This is a genomic window from Pantoea sp. SORGH_AS_0659 (genome assembly GCF_031453915.1).
GTDB classification, from domain to species: domain Bacteria; phylum Pseudomonadota; class Gammaproteobacteria; order Enterobacterales; family Enterobacteriaceae; genus Pantoea; species Pantoea leporis.
The window spans coordinates 2,461,680-2,475,877 of record NZ_JAVJAK010000001.1; the positions used below are offsets into that span (position 1 = coordinate 2,461,680).

At 49.6% G+C, this 14,198-nt stretch carries 16 protein-coding genes and 3 pseudogenes; 6 read left to right on the plus strand and 13 right to left on the minus strand.

Going from position 1 to position 14,198, the window contains the following annotated elements:
- The first annotated feature begins 2 nt into the window (after positions 1-2).
- The 4 genes from kduD (at position 3) to Q3H59_RS11495 (ending at position 3,982) form a co-directional block, all read left to right on the plus strand.
- Positions 3-764 carry a 2-dehydro-3-deoxy-D-gluconate 5-dehydrogenase KduD gene (kduD, locus tag Q3H59_RS11480; RefSeq protein WP_309834894.1) on the plus strand — a complete coding sequence of 254 codons (762 nt, stop codon included), beginning with the start codon at positions 3-5 and terminating at the stop codon, positions 762-764.
- 140 nt (positions 765-904) lie between these two features.
- The gene (locus Q3H59_RS11485; protein WP_309834895.1) at positions 905-1,495 is read left to right on the plus strand and encodes a metal-dependent hydrolase; all 591 of its coding nucleotides are present in this window, start codon (positions 905-907) and stop codon (positions 1,493-1,495) included.
- Between the two features lie 354 nt (positions 1,496-1,849).
- Positions 1,850-2,776 (plus strand): hypothetical protein, encoded by a 927-nt coding sequence (locus tag Q3H59_RS11490; RefSeq protein ID WP_309834898.1) that lies wholly within the window; start codon positions 1,850-1,852, stop codon positions 2,774-2,776.
- A gap of 168 nt (positions 2,777-2,944) precedes the next feature.
- The gene (locus Q3H59_RS11495) at positions 2,945-3,982 is read left to right on the plus strand and encodes a hypothetical protein (protein ID WP_309834900.1); all 1,038 of its coding nucleotides are present in this window, start codon (positions 2,945-2,947) and stop codon (positions 3,980-3,982) included.
- A gap of 52 nt (positions 3,983-4,034) precedes the next feature.
- Here Q3H59_RS11495 and Q3H59_RS11500 read toward each other — a convergent pair whose 3' ends face one another.
- The 13 genes and pseudogenes from Q3H59_RS11500 to Q3H59_RS11550 form a co-directional block, all read right to left on the minus strand.
- Positions 4,035-4,313 carry a hypothetical protein gene (locus Q3H59_RS11500; protein ID WP_309834902.1) on the minus strand — a complete coding sequence of 93 codons (279 nt, stop codon included), beginning with the start codon at positions 4,311-4,313 and terminating at the stop codon, positions 4,035-4,037.
- A 575-nt stretch (positions 4,314-4,888) separates the two neighbouring features.
- On the minus strand, positions 4,889-6,565 hold the full coding sequence (locus tag Q3H59_RS11505; protein WP_309834904.1) for a hypothetical protein: 1,677 nt from the start codon (positions 6,563-6,565) through the stop codon (positions 4,889-4,891).
- A gap of 2 nt (positions 6,566-6,567) precedes the next feature.
- Entirely contained in the window at positions 6,568-7,038 is a 471-nt protein-coding gene (locus tag Q3H59_RS24700) for a hypothetical protein (RefSeq protein WP_405042217.1), read from the minus strand.
- 24 nt (positions 7,039-7,062) lie between these two features.
- Positions 7,063-7,623, minus strand: a pseudogene (locus tag Q3H59_RS24705) (baseplate J/gp47 family protein); the annotation flags it as partial.
- Entirely contained in the window at positions 7,620-7,949 is a 330-nt protein-coding gene (locus Q3H59_RS11515; RefSeq protein WP_192412145.1) for a DUF2590 family protein, read from the minus strand. The gene Q3H59_RS11515 and the pseudogene Q3H59_RS24705, both read right to left, overlap by 4 nt.
- Positions 7,946-9,921, minus strand: a pseudogene (locus Q3H59_RS11520) (phage tail tape measure protein). Before Q3H59_RS11520 ends, Q3H59_RS11515 begins: the two are co-directional and overlap by 4 nt.
- Entirely contained in the window at positions 9,918-10,145 is a 228-nt protein-coding gene (locus tag Q3H59_RS24710) for a DUF6890 family protein (protein ID WP_405042219.1), read from the minus strand. Before Q3H59_RS24710 ends, Q3H59_RS11520 begins: the two are co-directional and overlap by 4 nt.
- On the minus strand, positions 10,109-10,372 hold the full coding sequence (locus Q3H59_RS11525; RefSeq protein ID WP_192412147.1) for a putative phage tail assembly chaperone: 264 nt from the start codon (positions 10,370-10,372) through the stop codon (positions 10,109-10,111). The genes Q3H59_RS24710 and Q3H59_RS11525 overlap by 37 nt, the downstream gene beginning before the upstream one ends.
- Positions 10,373-10,518: 146 nt before the next feature.
- Positions 10,519-10,863, minus strand: coding sequence for a hypothetical protein (locus tag Q3H59_RS11530; RefSeq protein WP_309834910.1), 345 nt, complete (start codon positions 10,861-10,863; stop codon positions 10,519-10,521).
- Positions 10,863-11,105, minus strand: a pseudogene (locus tag Q3H59_RS11535) (M15 family metallopeptidase); the annotation flags it as partial. The gene Q3H59_RS11530 and the pseudogene Q3H59_RS11535, both read right to left, overlap by 1 nt.
- Positions 11,106-11,293: 188 nt before the next feature.
- Positions 11,294-11,443 carry a phage filamentation protein Fil family protein gene (locus tag Q3H59_RS11540; RefSeq protein ID WP_309834911.1) on the minus strand — a complete coding sequence of 50 codons (150 nt, stop codon included), beginning with the start codon at positions 11,441-11,443 and terminating at the stop codon, positions 11,294-11,296.
- Between the two features lie 8 nt (positions 11,444-11,451).
- A complete protein-coding gene (locus Q3H59_RS11545) occupies positions 11,452-11,958 on the minus strand; it encodes a phage regulatory CII family protein (protein ID WP_309834913.1) in 507 nt (168 codons plus the stop codon).
- A gap of 51 nt (positions 11,959-12,009) precedes the next feature.
- A complete protein-coding gene (locus tag Q3H59_RS11550) occupies positions 12,010-12,255 on the minus strand; it encodes a Rha family transcriptional regulator (protein ID WP_309834914.1) in 246 nt (81 codons plus the stop codon).
- A 94-nt stretch (positions 12,256-12,349) separates the two neighbouring features.
- Between Q3H59_RS11550 and Q3H59_RS11555 the strand changes: the two genes are divergently transcribed.
- Together Q3H59_RS11555 and Q3H59_RS11560 are read left to right on the plus strand one after the other, a co-directional pair.
- A complete protein-coding gene (locus tag Q3H59_RS11555; RefSeq protein ID WP_309834916.1) occupies positions 12,350-12,946 on the plus strand; it encodes a phage repressor protein CI in 597 nt (198 codons plus the stop codon).
- Between the two features lie 8 nt (positions 12,947-12,954).
- Complete coding sequence (locus Q3H59_RS11560) at positions 12,955-14,022, plus strand: tyrosine-type recombinase/integrase (protein WP_309834918.1); 1,068 nt, start codon at positions 12,955-12,957, stop codon at positions 14,020-14,022.
- Positions 14,023-14,198 lie beyond the last annotated feature (176 nt).

Consider the following 14,198-nt stretch of genomic DNA (forward strand, 5'->3'; position numbering starts at 1 on the left):
TAATGATACTCAACGCATTTAATCTTGCAGGCAAAATCGCACTGGTCACCGGCTGCAATACCGGTTTAGGACAAGGTATGGCGCTGGGTCTGGCGCAGGCGGGATGTAACATTATTGGCGTTAACCGCGCCGGACCGGATGATACGCAGGCCAAAGTTGAGGCGTTAGGCCGCCGTTTTTGGTCAATTCAGGCCGATCTGACCAAGCCATCCATCGTGCCGCAAATTGTTGAACAGGCGGTGGCGCATGCCGGTCGCATCGATATCCTGGTGAATAACGCCGGCATCATTCGCCGCGAAGATGCACTCAACTTCAGCGAGCAGGATTGGGATGATGTGATGAACATCAACAGCAAAAGTCTGTTCTTCCTGTCACAGCAGGTCGCCCGGCAGTTTATCGCGCAAGGCAATGGCGGCAAGATCATCAATATCGCCTCGATGCTGTCGTTCCAGGGCGGCATTCGGGTGCCTTCTTATACCGCATCAAAAAGCGCAGTGATGGGGTTAACCCGTTTGATGGCCAACGAATGGGCGAAGCACGGCATCAACGTTAACGCCATTGCACCGGGCTACATGGCCACCAATAACACGGAACAGCTGCGCAGCGATGAGTCACGCAACGAGGAGATTTTAGGCCGCATTCCATCAGGTCGCTGGGGCATCCCGGACGACATGATGGGCCCAATTGTGTTCCTCGCCTCCGGCGCCTCCGACTATGTGCAAGGTTATACGTTGGCCGTCGATGGCGGATGGTTAGCGCGCTAGGCTAACCCGTTCTTTTCCCGCGTCATTGTGACGCGGGAAAGTGAAAAATATTAACGCTTCGTTACAGCGTCACCATTCTCATTTACTGGATAAATCCCTATACTGGATGCATCGACAGTTTTATGCAGCCAGGTTTCATCATGACGGCCGAAGGCCATATCATTTTTGCCATTGCCAGCGCCATTTTTGCCAAGCGCGCGGAGCTGACGCCAGTATTGGCCAGCGCCGACTGGTGGCATTTAGTGCCTGCTGCGCTGTTAACCTGCCTGCTGCCCGATATCGATCACCCTAAATCCGTGTTAGGCCAGCGCTTAAAGTGGCTATCGCATCCCATCGCCCGCATCTTTGGTCATCGCGGTTTTACCCACAGTTTGCTGGCGGTGGCGGTGAGTTTGTGGCTATTCCAGATCAATGTACCCGCCGACTGGTTTCTTCCCACCGACGTACTGCAAGGCATGACGCTCGGCTATCTCAGCCATATTGTCGCCGATATGCTCACGCCCGCCGGCGTGCCGCTGCTGTGGCCCTGCCGCTGGCGCTTCCGTTTGCCCATCCTGAATAGTCAAAAAGGTAACCAGCTGGAGCGAGCACTTTGCCTGGCGCTGGTCGGTTATGCGTTGTGGTTCCCGCCCGGCATGCCCTCTTTTGGTGCCAACGGCTGGCCGGAGCAACTGTTCAATACGCTACAAAATGGCGTCGGTCGGTTGGTTAATGGTCAAAATGGTCAATAAGCAGTCGAATCAAGCGTTAAAGTTATAAAGCATACTTTTATATTATTAAATAATTCAATTAATTCAATGGGTTATATGAATTTTTTTATATATTGGCGACAAATTGGCGGCACGCATTTTTGCCTGCCGCCAAGTGGTGAAATCAATATACAGTGAGGGTTTGTCTAATCAACAATGTGACTGATTAATGAATAGTAGAAGGAGAGCAGGCACCTTAAGAATGTTTATTTGACCTCGCACTCCTATGCAATTGTTAGAAGGTGCTCACTTCGCAGCTACAACCATTTAATGATATGATCTCATGAAATTAAGCCACCTTCTGTCAGTTGTTTTTTTGCAAATGAGGATGTGATTATGTCAGGATTTGAGCTTCTAAAGTCGGATATGGATAACTTAACAGGTATAGGTGTATTGACTGATGAAGAAGTTGAAGTTATTCAAAAACACTGCAGCACTCTTATTAATTTTCAAAACCATCATGAGTTAATTGAATATGTAATAATAAATTACAACAATCTTTTCGATGCTTTGTTTGCTAAAGCTAGAGAAGCATCTGATGTAAATGGAAGTGTTTTTCATTATCCTTTTGCAAACATGAGCCTGCAATTAAACATATTAATTCTTAACTTTCTTTCTTCTGCAAGAATACTTCTGGAACATTTCGACACTCAAATTGTTAGAGAATACTCAACACAATCAGTTCAATATAAAGATTTTAAAAAGACAACTGCATTTGAATTCGACAGTAAATTCTCTTACGGGTTTTTGTATAAGTTGAGAAACTATGTCTCTCATTGCGGGATGCCACCTTTATCTTATAACATTAGTAAATTATTCGACGATGAAAACCATTCACAAAACGTCAGTCTCATAATCAACTTTAACAGAGATGCACTTCTTCAAAGGTATGATAGCTGGGGAGCTCCAGTTAAGTTAGGCTTAACCAGTCAAGAAAAAGAATTTGCTGCAATCCCATTATTCAATGAAAATATGTACTCACTTTTAAAAATCTACACTGAGCATACTAACCAGTTTGTTTTTCCAGAGGTCGTGATTGCTAAAAAATTTTTACTGCAAACGATTGGAGAAAGTGATGATTACGCAGATAATAATTATCACATTGGTAAAATCACCCCAAAGGATGAAACCAATGTAAACATTAAGCTTAATACGCTCCCTTTATCAATATTAAGTAAAGTTACACATTATGAAAAATTAGTAAAGATTATGGGAAAGCATTTAACAACACCCTATTTTTACACTGATGAACTTCGTTACTAACAAACCAATAAAATATTAATGAGGAAGCTTTGATTAAGTATCAAAGCACATCACTTTAAACTTAACCATTTGACTTTATGTAATTTGAATTTACATCAAATAGCCACAAAGTGGCGGCAAAAAAAAATACCGCTGCCTTTTTACTTAGCTGAACTGGAGTGATTAAACGTGAGCAATAAATCTATAAAGAAATTGGATGCGGAAAAATTGTATGACAACGCCATCGTTTCCATTCAGCTAGGCATAGAGGACTTCAAGTTATCTCAAACTTCAGAAAGAGATGGTGGCAATCCATCACGCGCATTATCTTCAGTACGAAATCTTTATGCCGGTTTGTTATTACTGTTTAAATATGGAATTGCTTCTAAAGTAAAAACTGAAGAAATGGCTTATGAATTAATTCATGACCATGCTACAAGCGCCCTCCCATACCCAGATGGTAAGGGAGGCGTGATATGGAAGCCTAGCGGAAAATTCAAAACCTCAACTATTGACGTAGGTAAAATAAAAGAGAGATTTGACAGCTTTGAAATTAATGCTGATTGGACGGCAATTGCAAAAATCCAAGAATGTCGAAATCACCTTGAACACTTACACCCTAGAAACACCTTGGGAGAATTGGCTGAGTTTGTTGCCGACTTATTTCCTGTACTAAGTGACTTCATTATTAATGAACTTGAAAAAATACCGCAAACAGTATTGGGTTCAGCTTGGGAAATAATGCTACAGCATAAAAATTTTTATACCCAAAAACTTGACGAGTGCGAAAAATCTTGGGGTGACGCCTACGTGCCGACGGGCATGGCAGAATTTTTCAAAGAATGCAGTTGTCCAAAATGTGGTTCTAAACTTTTAAAAGCCTTTTCTGAAAATTTAGATGCAGGTGAAACTGTTGTAGATGACGATGACAAATTCAAATATGTCTGCGTTGCTTGTGGCGATATAGAATTAATAGCACCGTTAATAATGGCTAAGTTTGAGCGTGAATTTTTTCATTGGCCCCCTGATGGAGAGGAACCAAAAAACGAATGCTGCCTTCAATGTGATCGCAATACGTTCATAATAAGCGAACAGGCTTGTAGATGGTGTGAGGCTGAACTTGAGTATAATGAATGCGTCATTTGTGAAGAAAGCCTTACACAAGACGATCAATGGAACGGTGGGCTATGCAGTTATCATAATTATATGGCATCCAAGGACGATTAATTAGGTTTTTCAAATTTGTGGCTGCGTCGATTAGCAGCTATAAATCTACAAATTAACCCCTCGTCCAACGCGATTCTGGCCGCTTTTCCCAATCTGCGTAAGCAGCCAGCCAAGCTTCACTCTCATTGGTAAACGGCTCATCTGCAACTTGAAGCCATTCTACTTTCCTATTTTCAACATGTTTGAAACGCACATCCCAGAATTCACCTCGTGGCCAGATCACATACCTATTTTGCGGCCCCCATGAATCGTTCCAGATCGCATCGTGGGTGAGTTTTTCACCACGTTTCATGAACATGAAAAGCGCGCCATTGATGGAAATTCTTCGCATTGTGTAGTCCTCATGCAAACTTAGATGCTGTTTATAATACCAGTATTTTCATTACTATATTTTTCAGTTTCCCACAGGCTGACAAAACCCGCTCAAGCCTTGCCGCATCTTGGTTTCGTCGTTTTGTAGCGTTTCCACCATAGATCCACACGTGATCCGCAAACTGACACAAAACACTTAATTCATATTAATTTCAAATACATAACATTTAACCAAGATCCATTTGAGATCCGGGTAACTGAAAAGCACTGAAATTCTTTTCATTGTTTTCAGTTGCCTAACTCCGGCAGAAAGCCAGCAGCGACGCGCTCTGGCGCATCGGTTTGCAGAAAAATAAAACTGAAAAATTTTTATGATGCAAAACTCGCAGGCGGGTGCGGTGTAGCGCCGTTTTTGTCGGTGAGACGTTTATTTTGTCGGGCTGTGGCTGCGCCAGCGCAACGCTGTGCATGCGATCTGATTGAAGGTAATACGTCGAATGGTTGCATCTTTGCGGCGCTCTGAAGGCGTTCTGTGCGGTCTGGTGACAGGCATAAAAAAACCCGCTTAGTTAGCGGGCTAAAAAGTGATGGTGATTAACCAATGACGGGTGAGTATTTCGCGGCCAGCGCCGTGGCCTGCGTAGCACTTTGTCCGATTGCGGTGCTATTGGTTGGTTGCCCGGTAGACGGGTGCGTATGGCTGGCAAGTTGTGTCGCAAGCTGCTGCACCAGTGCAACGGTGTCCAGCATCAGCTGCGCCACGTTGATTTGCTCTGAACCAATCCAGACCACCGGCGCGATAATCTCCTGACGCGTACCGGCAACGCTTTGCCTTAGCTGGCCAATCTTCTCAACCAGTTCCTTTCCTACGGTGATCGCGGCTTTACCTGTGATGTCAGATTCAGCGTTACCGCCCACTGTAATCAGATGATCGCCCTTAACTCCGGTGGTGTAACTTCCCGTTGTAACCTGCTGTATAGCACCGGCCAGCAGCGTGACAGTGCCAATCACGGTAGTTTTATCGGCGGCCTTCACCGTCGTTTCGCGGCTGACCAGCTCCCGCGTTTCACTGTCGGCCTTCACCTCGCGCACCATAGAGGTTTCACGGATAACTTGATCGGTTTTACGCTCCCAGTCACCCGATTGCGTGACGCGCTGTGATACCTCTTCGCGCTGCTGCTGTAGCTGCTCGCCCGGCTTCACGTCCGGCAGGCTGGTGCCGTCCGGCATGGTCTGACGCACAAACGGCTTATCGGGACGCCCACCGTTAAATCCGACTTCAACCAGCGTGCCTTCAGGCGGAAACTGGAACATGCCGGAGTCATTACCGGCCATCGGGACGGGCAGCGGTACGGCAGGATAAACCGGCGTAGTGCCGTCCGGCTTACCGTCTGCATCAAGAAGCTGGAGATCAACGGCATAGCGCGGCCTGAACGGGTCGGCAAAGTTACCGCTTTTCACTGCTTCACTGGGCGCAACCACACGGGCAAACTTAGGCAGATGCAGCCCGCTGGCCAGCTCCGGATACTGACTTTCAATCTGACGCTGGATGGGCGTTTTCTGCAAAGCCTGCCCGGTGACTCGGTTGCGCGGCATCCAGGTGATCGTCATGGTGTCGTTATTCAGCTGCACTTTCGTCACCCGCTGGCCGTTCAGCTCAACGCCGGGCCGCACGGTCTGGATAAGCGGCACAATCATCGAATTGCCGCCCGCCGCGCCCTGGCTGAACTCCGCCGGAACGTCTACCGGCTTGCCAGCAAACAGCGATTTTTCCGCCCCGCCGACGTATACGCCGCCGTCCGGCAGCTGATACCAGACGTAATCGTTAATACCGAAGGCTTTGCCCAGATTGCCCAGCAGCTGGAAGCCGGTGCCGCTGTGCGTAAAGTGTGGGATCGGCTTATCGCTGTAAGCGGCATTCGGCACGCTGAAAGTAAGTCCGCTGTTTTCTTCCAGCCAGGCGGCAATCTGGCGCAGCGTGGGATGCTGAAAAGAGCACGGCCAGTTGCGATCAAACACGCCGCACACCTCACGCACAAACAGGCGCTGAAAGCCGCTCTCCGCTGGCTGCGAACGCTCAACGTAGCCGGTAAACCAGCGCAGAACCAGCGAGGGGTAGCCCACGTCGATGCGCACCATTTTGCCGGTGTAATCGGTCTGGGTCTGCGCGGTAATAAAGCCCCGGCCACAGCTGTTAAGCTCCAGCACCAGACTGGCATCGGCCAGATGTACCTCATCGGTTGAGAGATAGAGTCGGGTTAATGGTTTCATCGTTATTCCAGTGCATCGTTGACCGGCTTAAGCACTCTGCGCTCAAACCACGTCATTTTCTCTTCGCTTTCGCCTGCTGCGTTTCCACCGCCAGCCGTTGCGCCGCCGGTCTGCTTGGTGGCCGTGGTTTTTCCGCTGGCCCGCGCTTCCCGCTTTTCCTGCACGCTGACGTGCTCGGTGAGCGTGAACGTCACCAGCCATGCCATTTTTCCTTCCTGCTGCGGCGCATCGACGTTGCCGGTAAAAGTCGCTTCACGAAAGCTCACGGCACGCGCGACCTCATGCGCAACGCGGTATCTCTGGCGCACTCCGCTGGCATCCGCTGCCGAAGCGAGTTCAAAAATTCGTTTAAGCAAAGCGGCATTGCTGAAGCTGATTTCGCCTGAAATGCGCAGTTCCTTGCCCTTTACGCCCTGCTCTGCCTTCGTCGTAGCGCTGGTCTGTCCGGACTGGTCTTTGTCCTGAATCTGCATGGACACCGTTAGCCAGTCTTCTTCGCTTTCAACGTGCGTGATACCGGACACGGCCACCGGCAGGATGCGGAAATACCCCGGCGCAAGGTTGTACGCGGCCCCGGCCTGTGTTGCCCTGACCGGCACCAGTGCGCTGCCCACGCCTGACTCAATCGTAAAATCACCCGTCGTGACCAGCTCGTAAACCACGCCGTTGATGCGCTCGGTCAGAACCCGCGTGCCTGCCGTCACCACCACCTCAGCACCGGCGCTTTCTTTCCAGAACCGGATCACGCCCTCCGCACGGCTCGCCGGTTTGGCGGTCACGTTCACCGCCCATGCCAGCAGGCGCAGCAGCTTGCCGCTGGCGGTGGCCACAAACATATTGGCCAGCACGGTGTTCACCAGCACATCGACCAGCCACAGCACCGGCGCGGTAATAATGGCCGTGACCAGCCGCCAGAATGGCGACATGCGGGATGTGTTGGTGATAAGCCCCTCTTCAGTTGCAATCGCGGTGAACTTCGCGCGCAGCTCCGCATCCGTCACCGGCATCCCGCTGGCCTTCACCACCTCCGTAAAATCAACCTGCGGCTTTTCCGTCATATATCCACTCCGTAAGAAATAGCGCCGAACTCATACGTGCTGGCCGTCACCCAGAGGCGGGAAAGCGTTTCCTCGGTCAGCTCAATGGTGCCGGGGATAATCCGCTCATCGTCCTCAATCAGCAGCTCAAGACGCGTCAGAATATCGGCGCGCAATGTCGGGCTTCTCTCTGCGATCATTTCGGTCAGCAGGCCGGATTCAAGAATGGCGTGCGCAATATCCTGCTGAATACTTTTGCGGTTATTACACGTCACGGGTTCATTACCCGTATTTAAAACAAAGTCGCCATTCTCAATAAGCAGGTCGATATAAAGTAATTCACTCATCCGGCAAGCTCCTGCCACTCGGTTAATTGCTGCGGCGTCATTCCGTTCGCCATATTAATTTCCACCTTATCAATCCGGCGGCTGTTATCCGTAACGGCGCGGCTGTTGCTGTTGATGGTTTTACTCACGCCGCCGGAATCAATACCTTTAAGCTGTCCGCCAGTAGATAAGTTATTTTCCATTACCGGGGGCGTCGGCACGGGTGCGCCCAGCTCGGCAATATCAATGCCGGGAATTTTATTAAGCTTTGAAATAATCCAGTTCAGCGAACTCAGCGCCGTGGATTTAATGCTGTCCCAAAGGTTTGCAAACAGTTTCATAATCCCGGACGCCATGCCGCCTAACGTCGCCGTAACGGAAAAACCGGACAGCAGCGCGACAAAACTATTCCAGCCGTCTTTGATGGACGCCCACGCCTGGCCAAACACCCCAGCCATGTATTCAATCGCCGCCGTCACCACCTGAAAGGCTGCGGTATCCATTACCGCCGCTTTCACCGCGTCCCAGTGAGAAATCAGCAGGTAGCAACCAGCACCCAGTAGCGCAATCGCGCCGACGATCAGCAGGATGGGCCAGCTCATAAAGTTAATGGCCGTCCCGGTCAGCATGGCCGCTATGCGTACCGCCAGCAGGACGCCGCGCAGCGTGCGCATGACAGTGGCATATGCCAGCGTGGCTTTTTGCGCCAGCCACAGCGCCCCGGTGTACAGCTTTGTCACCAGCAGCAGACCGCGCCAGATGGCCGTCAGCCCGACCATCACGAAGCCGCCCACGCCCATCACGATATTGGCCAGCGCACCGGCTCCGGCAAAACTCAGCACCGCCAGTGCAACATAACCCACCACGCGCGCGATGTTCGGGAACATCTGCATCCAGCGGGCAAACGTCTGCCCCATATCCGCCAGGCGGTTCAGCAGCGGATACAGCACCGGGATAAGCGTCATCCCGATCACGCGCCGGATGGCCGTCAGGATTTCAATGAACCTGTCCCACGGCTTCACCATCTTCGCGGCCATTTCCTGCGTGCGCTTAAGCCCGTCGCTCCCGCCCAGCTCGGTAATGTTGCGCTGTAGCGTGCCGACGTTGCCCCACAGCTGTTTGACCACCGCCGAACTGTCGCCGAACGCGTCATCAAGCGCCTTCTGCGCCTCCACGTTTCCGGCGATACTGTCGCCATATTTGGCCTGGAGTTTGGTCAGGATCTCCGGCATAGACAGCATCTGGCCAGCCGAATTTTTAAAGCTCAGCCCCAGCTTTTTGGCACCGTCTTCGGCTCCGGTCAGAAAGCCTTCATACGCGCCGGATGCCTCTGAACCCAGCGTGCGCTGTAGCTCACCCATCACGGCCAGCTGCTCATTCAGCCCGACGCCATAGTTTGTGCCGACGCCGCGCGCGCCTTCCATCAGGTCTTTAACCAGCCCCATTTCCACGCCGAAGCGCTGGCGCATAAACGCCATTTTGTCGGCCAGCTGTTCGGCAAACTGCACCTTGCCCAGCCTGTCCGCTTCTTCCCTGAAGTTGCCAAACATCTGGCCCAGAAACTCCGCCGACTCCGCCGCCGAACTGCCCACCGCCGCCGCCATCAGGTTGGCCACCTGCGTGACTTTGGGCAGCTCGGTGCCGGTGAGTCCGCCAATGGCCGCGTTAATGCTGGACGTTGACTGAACGAACTCCACCGCGCTTTTGCCGTAGGTCATGGCGAAGGTGTTCGCGTCCTTCTCCACCTGCTTTAGCGCTGAACTGTCAATGCCGCGCGCTGACTGCTCCTGAAGCGCGTCGTACATTTCAATCGCCGGGCCTAATGCGCCCTTAATTGCCTGCCCGACGCCCCACAGCGCCGCGCCACCTACTGCAACGCGCTGAAATGAGGCGCGGGATTTATCCGCAAACTCCGTCACGCCTGCCTGCGCCTGTCGCAGCGGCCGCGCGTCACTTTGTCGATCAGCGCTAACGTAAATTCCAGCTGCCTCATTCGCTTCCCTTAAGTGCCAGCGCGATGCCGTTGGCGACGGCAACGCGCTGGTTTTCCCAGTAACGGTTATCAAGCCACAACGCGGCGGAAAGGCTGTCTAAACTGTCTTCCTCCCCGGGAAGCCAGCGACGGCGTAAAATTGAATACTGTTCGAGTCCGTTTGAATCGATATTACGAACCCGATCGGTTAGTTTTTTACGGTGATTTCCAGTTCCGGCGTATATTCATCCAGAACCTTACCCACAATCTGTAATGCCGCGCCGGGACGCTCCAGCAGCTCTGTCAGCGCTTCCTTTGTTTCCGGCGTTACGATGCGCACCAGAAAGTTATGCGCCGGGGAAACTTTATTTCCCATCGTGATTTCGTTGATATATTTGTTATAGGCGGTGACGTTCGGGGAAAAAGAAACGTCTTTACCCGCAATTTTCATTTCAATTAACTTTTCACTCATGGTTCTTTTTCTCTCTTAATATAATTTCATCAACAATCAGATTGTGGCGAGCCGCACAGGCTGAATAAAGTTCAACCCACGTCGTTAATAATTCCGCTGCTGCTCTGCCGTCATTTCCCTGTAATCGTGGAAGATTAACCGGGCATTTAGTTTTTAGATTTTCCTGAAAGGGTACGCTCTGCTTTTTCGCTGGCTTCGTTGTACATGCGGACAAAGTCATCAGACACGCACACGTTAGTAAAAACAGGCTTAACCACTTCAGTGCGTAATCCGTCGGGGATCGCACCTTTTAACTCCTCCAGTTTTACCTCAAGCGCTCTGGCCGATTCGCTGGCCACGCCCTGCAACTGACTGCGCGCCTTATCGGCGGCCAGCCCGGCGGCGCGTTCAGCCACCAGTTCCACGCTGTCGCGCTGCCAGTTTGCACCCGTCCAGCCTGCCCAGAACGCCAGCGCCAGACCGGCAATCGCAAACAGAATCTGTCTGGCCATCAGCGCACCCCGTTATGCTCCAGGCTGAAGTGATTGCCGTCCGGGTTCTTTTTGAAGCGCCCGCCCCAGCTGCCGCCCAGTGACTCCCAGTATTCACCCAGCGCCTGATAATCCTCGGTGCGAGTTTTGTATTGGCCGTTAACGAAGAGGTTAAAATCCACCGCCAGCCGCTGCGTATGCAGGCTGTTGCTGATGCCGCTGCCGTTCTTTGCATTCAGCGCCGCCTGCTCCGGCGTGCGGTAAACCACGCTTAATCTGATGCAATTCGCGGTCTGAAAACTGTTCCCACGAATAACGGCAGTGGCGCGCTTTAAGGCCAGCAGCGTGCAAGATAATTGCGCGCTGATGTTCGCTGAGACGTTCCCAGATTTGGTGCGCCTGAGAGTGATGGCCAGATACCATCTGGCGAAGCACAGCCAGCCAGCGCTCATCATTTTCTTTCACTTTTTCCTCCTTGGTTTTTAGGAGTTAAGCCCGGATTCCAGCGGCGGCCATCTGGCAGCGCGATCGTGCCATGTCCATAAGACGCCAATTGAGGCGTTGGGGATTGCCGTTTAAGGAAATTTACGAATACGAACATTGTTTACCTCACGCGACGATGCCAGGCATTGCAGTGCTGACAACATCAACTGCAGCTGCTAATACCGGCATGGTTTGGAAACGACTTTCAACGGAGTAGACGAGAAGAGACAGGCTGCGTATTGCATCACTTGCCTTATCCAGAATCTGATTGCGGCGTGCTACGGTCATCTTCTCCGTTGAAACCGCTTCTCCTGCAATAACCCCTACATTTGCCACTGCGGTTAATGCGCAAAACTGCATGTTTTCCGGCTTAGCATTGTTGACCGGAACAGATGGCTGGCAACTTAGTTGACGTAGAAATCCGTCTAGAATGGTCGGGTCTTCTGTGTGATCGACTATAGCCAGCAGTTCTAGCAGCGTAAGTTGATGCGGCTGGTCAGGGTTAAGCTTGTTTCGAAGCGTGGCCGGTTGCATTCCAACGGTTTTGGCCAGATTGGTGATGTTATGTGCCAATGAAAACTGACGGCAGGCATCATCCAGATAGTTGCGTGCAGAAACCTTATAATCGTACATGTTTCGCGCAGTCCTAATTGATAACTTATCGGGTGTGGTTCGCGAGTGGGATCAAAAAGGTTCACGACCCACAATAATCTGAAAGCGGTTGTGACCTAATGCTTGGCGGGTCTGGCGCTCGATGAACTTCAGGTAATGAATTGATGTACGTCCGTTTTTATGGTCTTTCTTATCTTTAGAGAGAATGCCTTTTTCACACCATGAATAGACAGTACGTACCTTAACACCCTGTAACTCACTGAATTCTTTAGGTGTCACTTTTGCTTTAGGGATATAAATTGAAATTGAAGCAGCCATAAGGCATAGTCTCCTGTTGGGTTACCATGAGCTAACATTTAGTATCACCCAGTTCGCAGCTGGGATACGCAGAAGATAGGATCACAGCTGGGATATGTCAACTAAAACATTCGCACATGGGATAGAGCTTAAACCTACTGAAGGTGGGCGCGAGGCTATTGAACGTATAATGTCCGCATATGGATACGGCACTCGTCAGCAATTAGCTGACCACATGGGCGTGTCAAAAGGCGGGATTGGTAATAGATGGATGCGTGACACTTTCCCCTATGATTGGGTAATTGTCTGCGCGGCTGAAACAAAAGCCTCACTTGCTTGGCTAATGACGGGTAATGGCCCTATGTTTGATGCTAAAGAATCTGATGTTATTAGTATTAACAACATTAAGATCATCGATGGTGTTATTCATCAAGCCGGATATAACATGTTCGACTTATCTTTTTTAAAAAGAGACTTAAAGCAACCCATTCAATTAATTGATGGTAATGGACGTTATATCTTAGAAACATCTTTCAGCGATATTACTGATGGTCTTTGGTTAGTTGAAATTGATGGCACTTGTAGCTTGAAAAAAATATCGAAGATTCCTAATAAAAAATTAAAGGTTAGTGATGATCAGGTTTCTTTTGAGTGTGGGCTTGATGACATCAAACCAATTGGCCGTGTAGCAATGACAGTGAATAATATTTAGGTAAAGCTGTGGCTATCAGAAAATTGGATACCGGAAAATGGATATGCGAGTGCTACCCCAGTGGACGCACAGGTAAGCGCGTGCGCCGCCAGTTCTCAACTAAAGGCGAAGCTGTAGCTTTTGAAAGACACACAATGGAAGAATTCAAAAGTAAGCCTTGGCTAGCTGAGAAGGACGATAATCGCAGACTTAGTGAGATCATTGAATTGTGGCATTCAGTACACGGCGTAACCCTTGCCGATTCTGATCAGACTTTGAGAAGATTAAAACTTGTTTGCGCAGCATTGGACGATCCAATAGCAGCAAATCTTACAAGTGGAGACATTGCCGAATTTCGAAAAAAAAGACTCAGCGGTACACTTTACTTAAAAAGTAAAAAGCGCTTTATGCGTACAGTAAAAGCCTCGACCGTTAACATTGAATGTATTAGGCTTCACGGTGTATTTAGCAAATTACGAAAGTTGAAATACCTAAAATATCCAAACCCTTTAGAAGATGTTGAATCATTCAAAGTTAAACAAGGTGAGTTGTATTTCCTTCGTATCGAAGAAATAAAGAACTTAATGGACGCTTGCGAGAGTTACGGAAAAGACGACCTCACCACTGTTGTCAGGATTTGTTTGAGTACTGGCTGCCGCTGGAATGAAGCTGCAAAGCTTAGGTCATCGCAAGTAATCCCATACAAGATAACATTTAACAACACTAAAAGCGGAAAAAACAGGTCTGTACCAATATCAGAATCCCTTTATGGCAGCTTGCCTAAGAAACAGGGGGATCTGTTCAGCGATGTATATAACGACTTTAAGAACGTGATAGCGATGGCTGGCATAGATCTGCCAAAATCCCAAAATACGCACGTTTTAAGGCACACGTTTGCGAGTCACTTTATGATGAACGGCGGCAATATACTCGTTCTGAGAGACATACTTGGCCATTCAAACATAAATATGACTATGATTTATGCTCACTTTTCACCCAATCATCTTGAAGATGCAATTAGTAAAAATCCCTTTTTTGGTGCAGGGCTTGAGGTAAAAAATGGCGACGAATTGGCGGCACAATGTGTCAACTCATAGTAAACCATAGCTAACCTAATCCCTCTAACCTCATAATTTTTATGAAAACTCCATATAAAACAATATAACAATATCGTATAAAGCATTCTTTTTGGGTATAAGCCCGCCCCACGCTGAACTGATAACATTCCAAATATTCCCTAACGGGGACTTACTGTTTTTCGTGCCATCTCAGG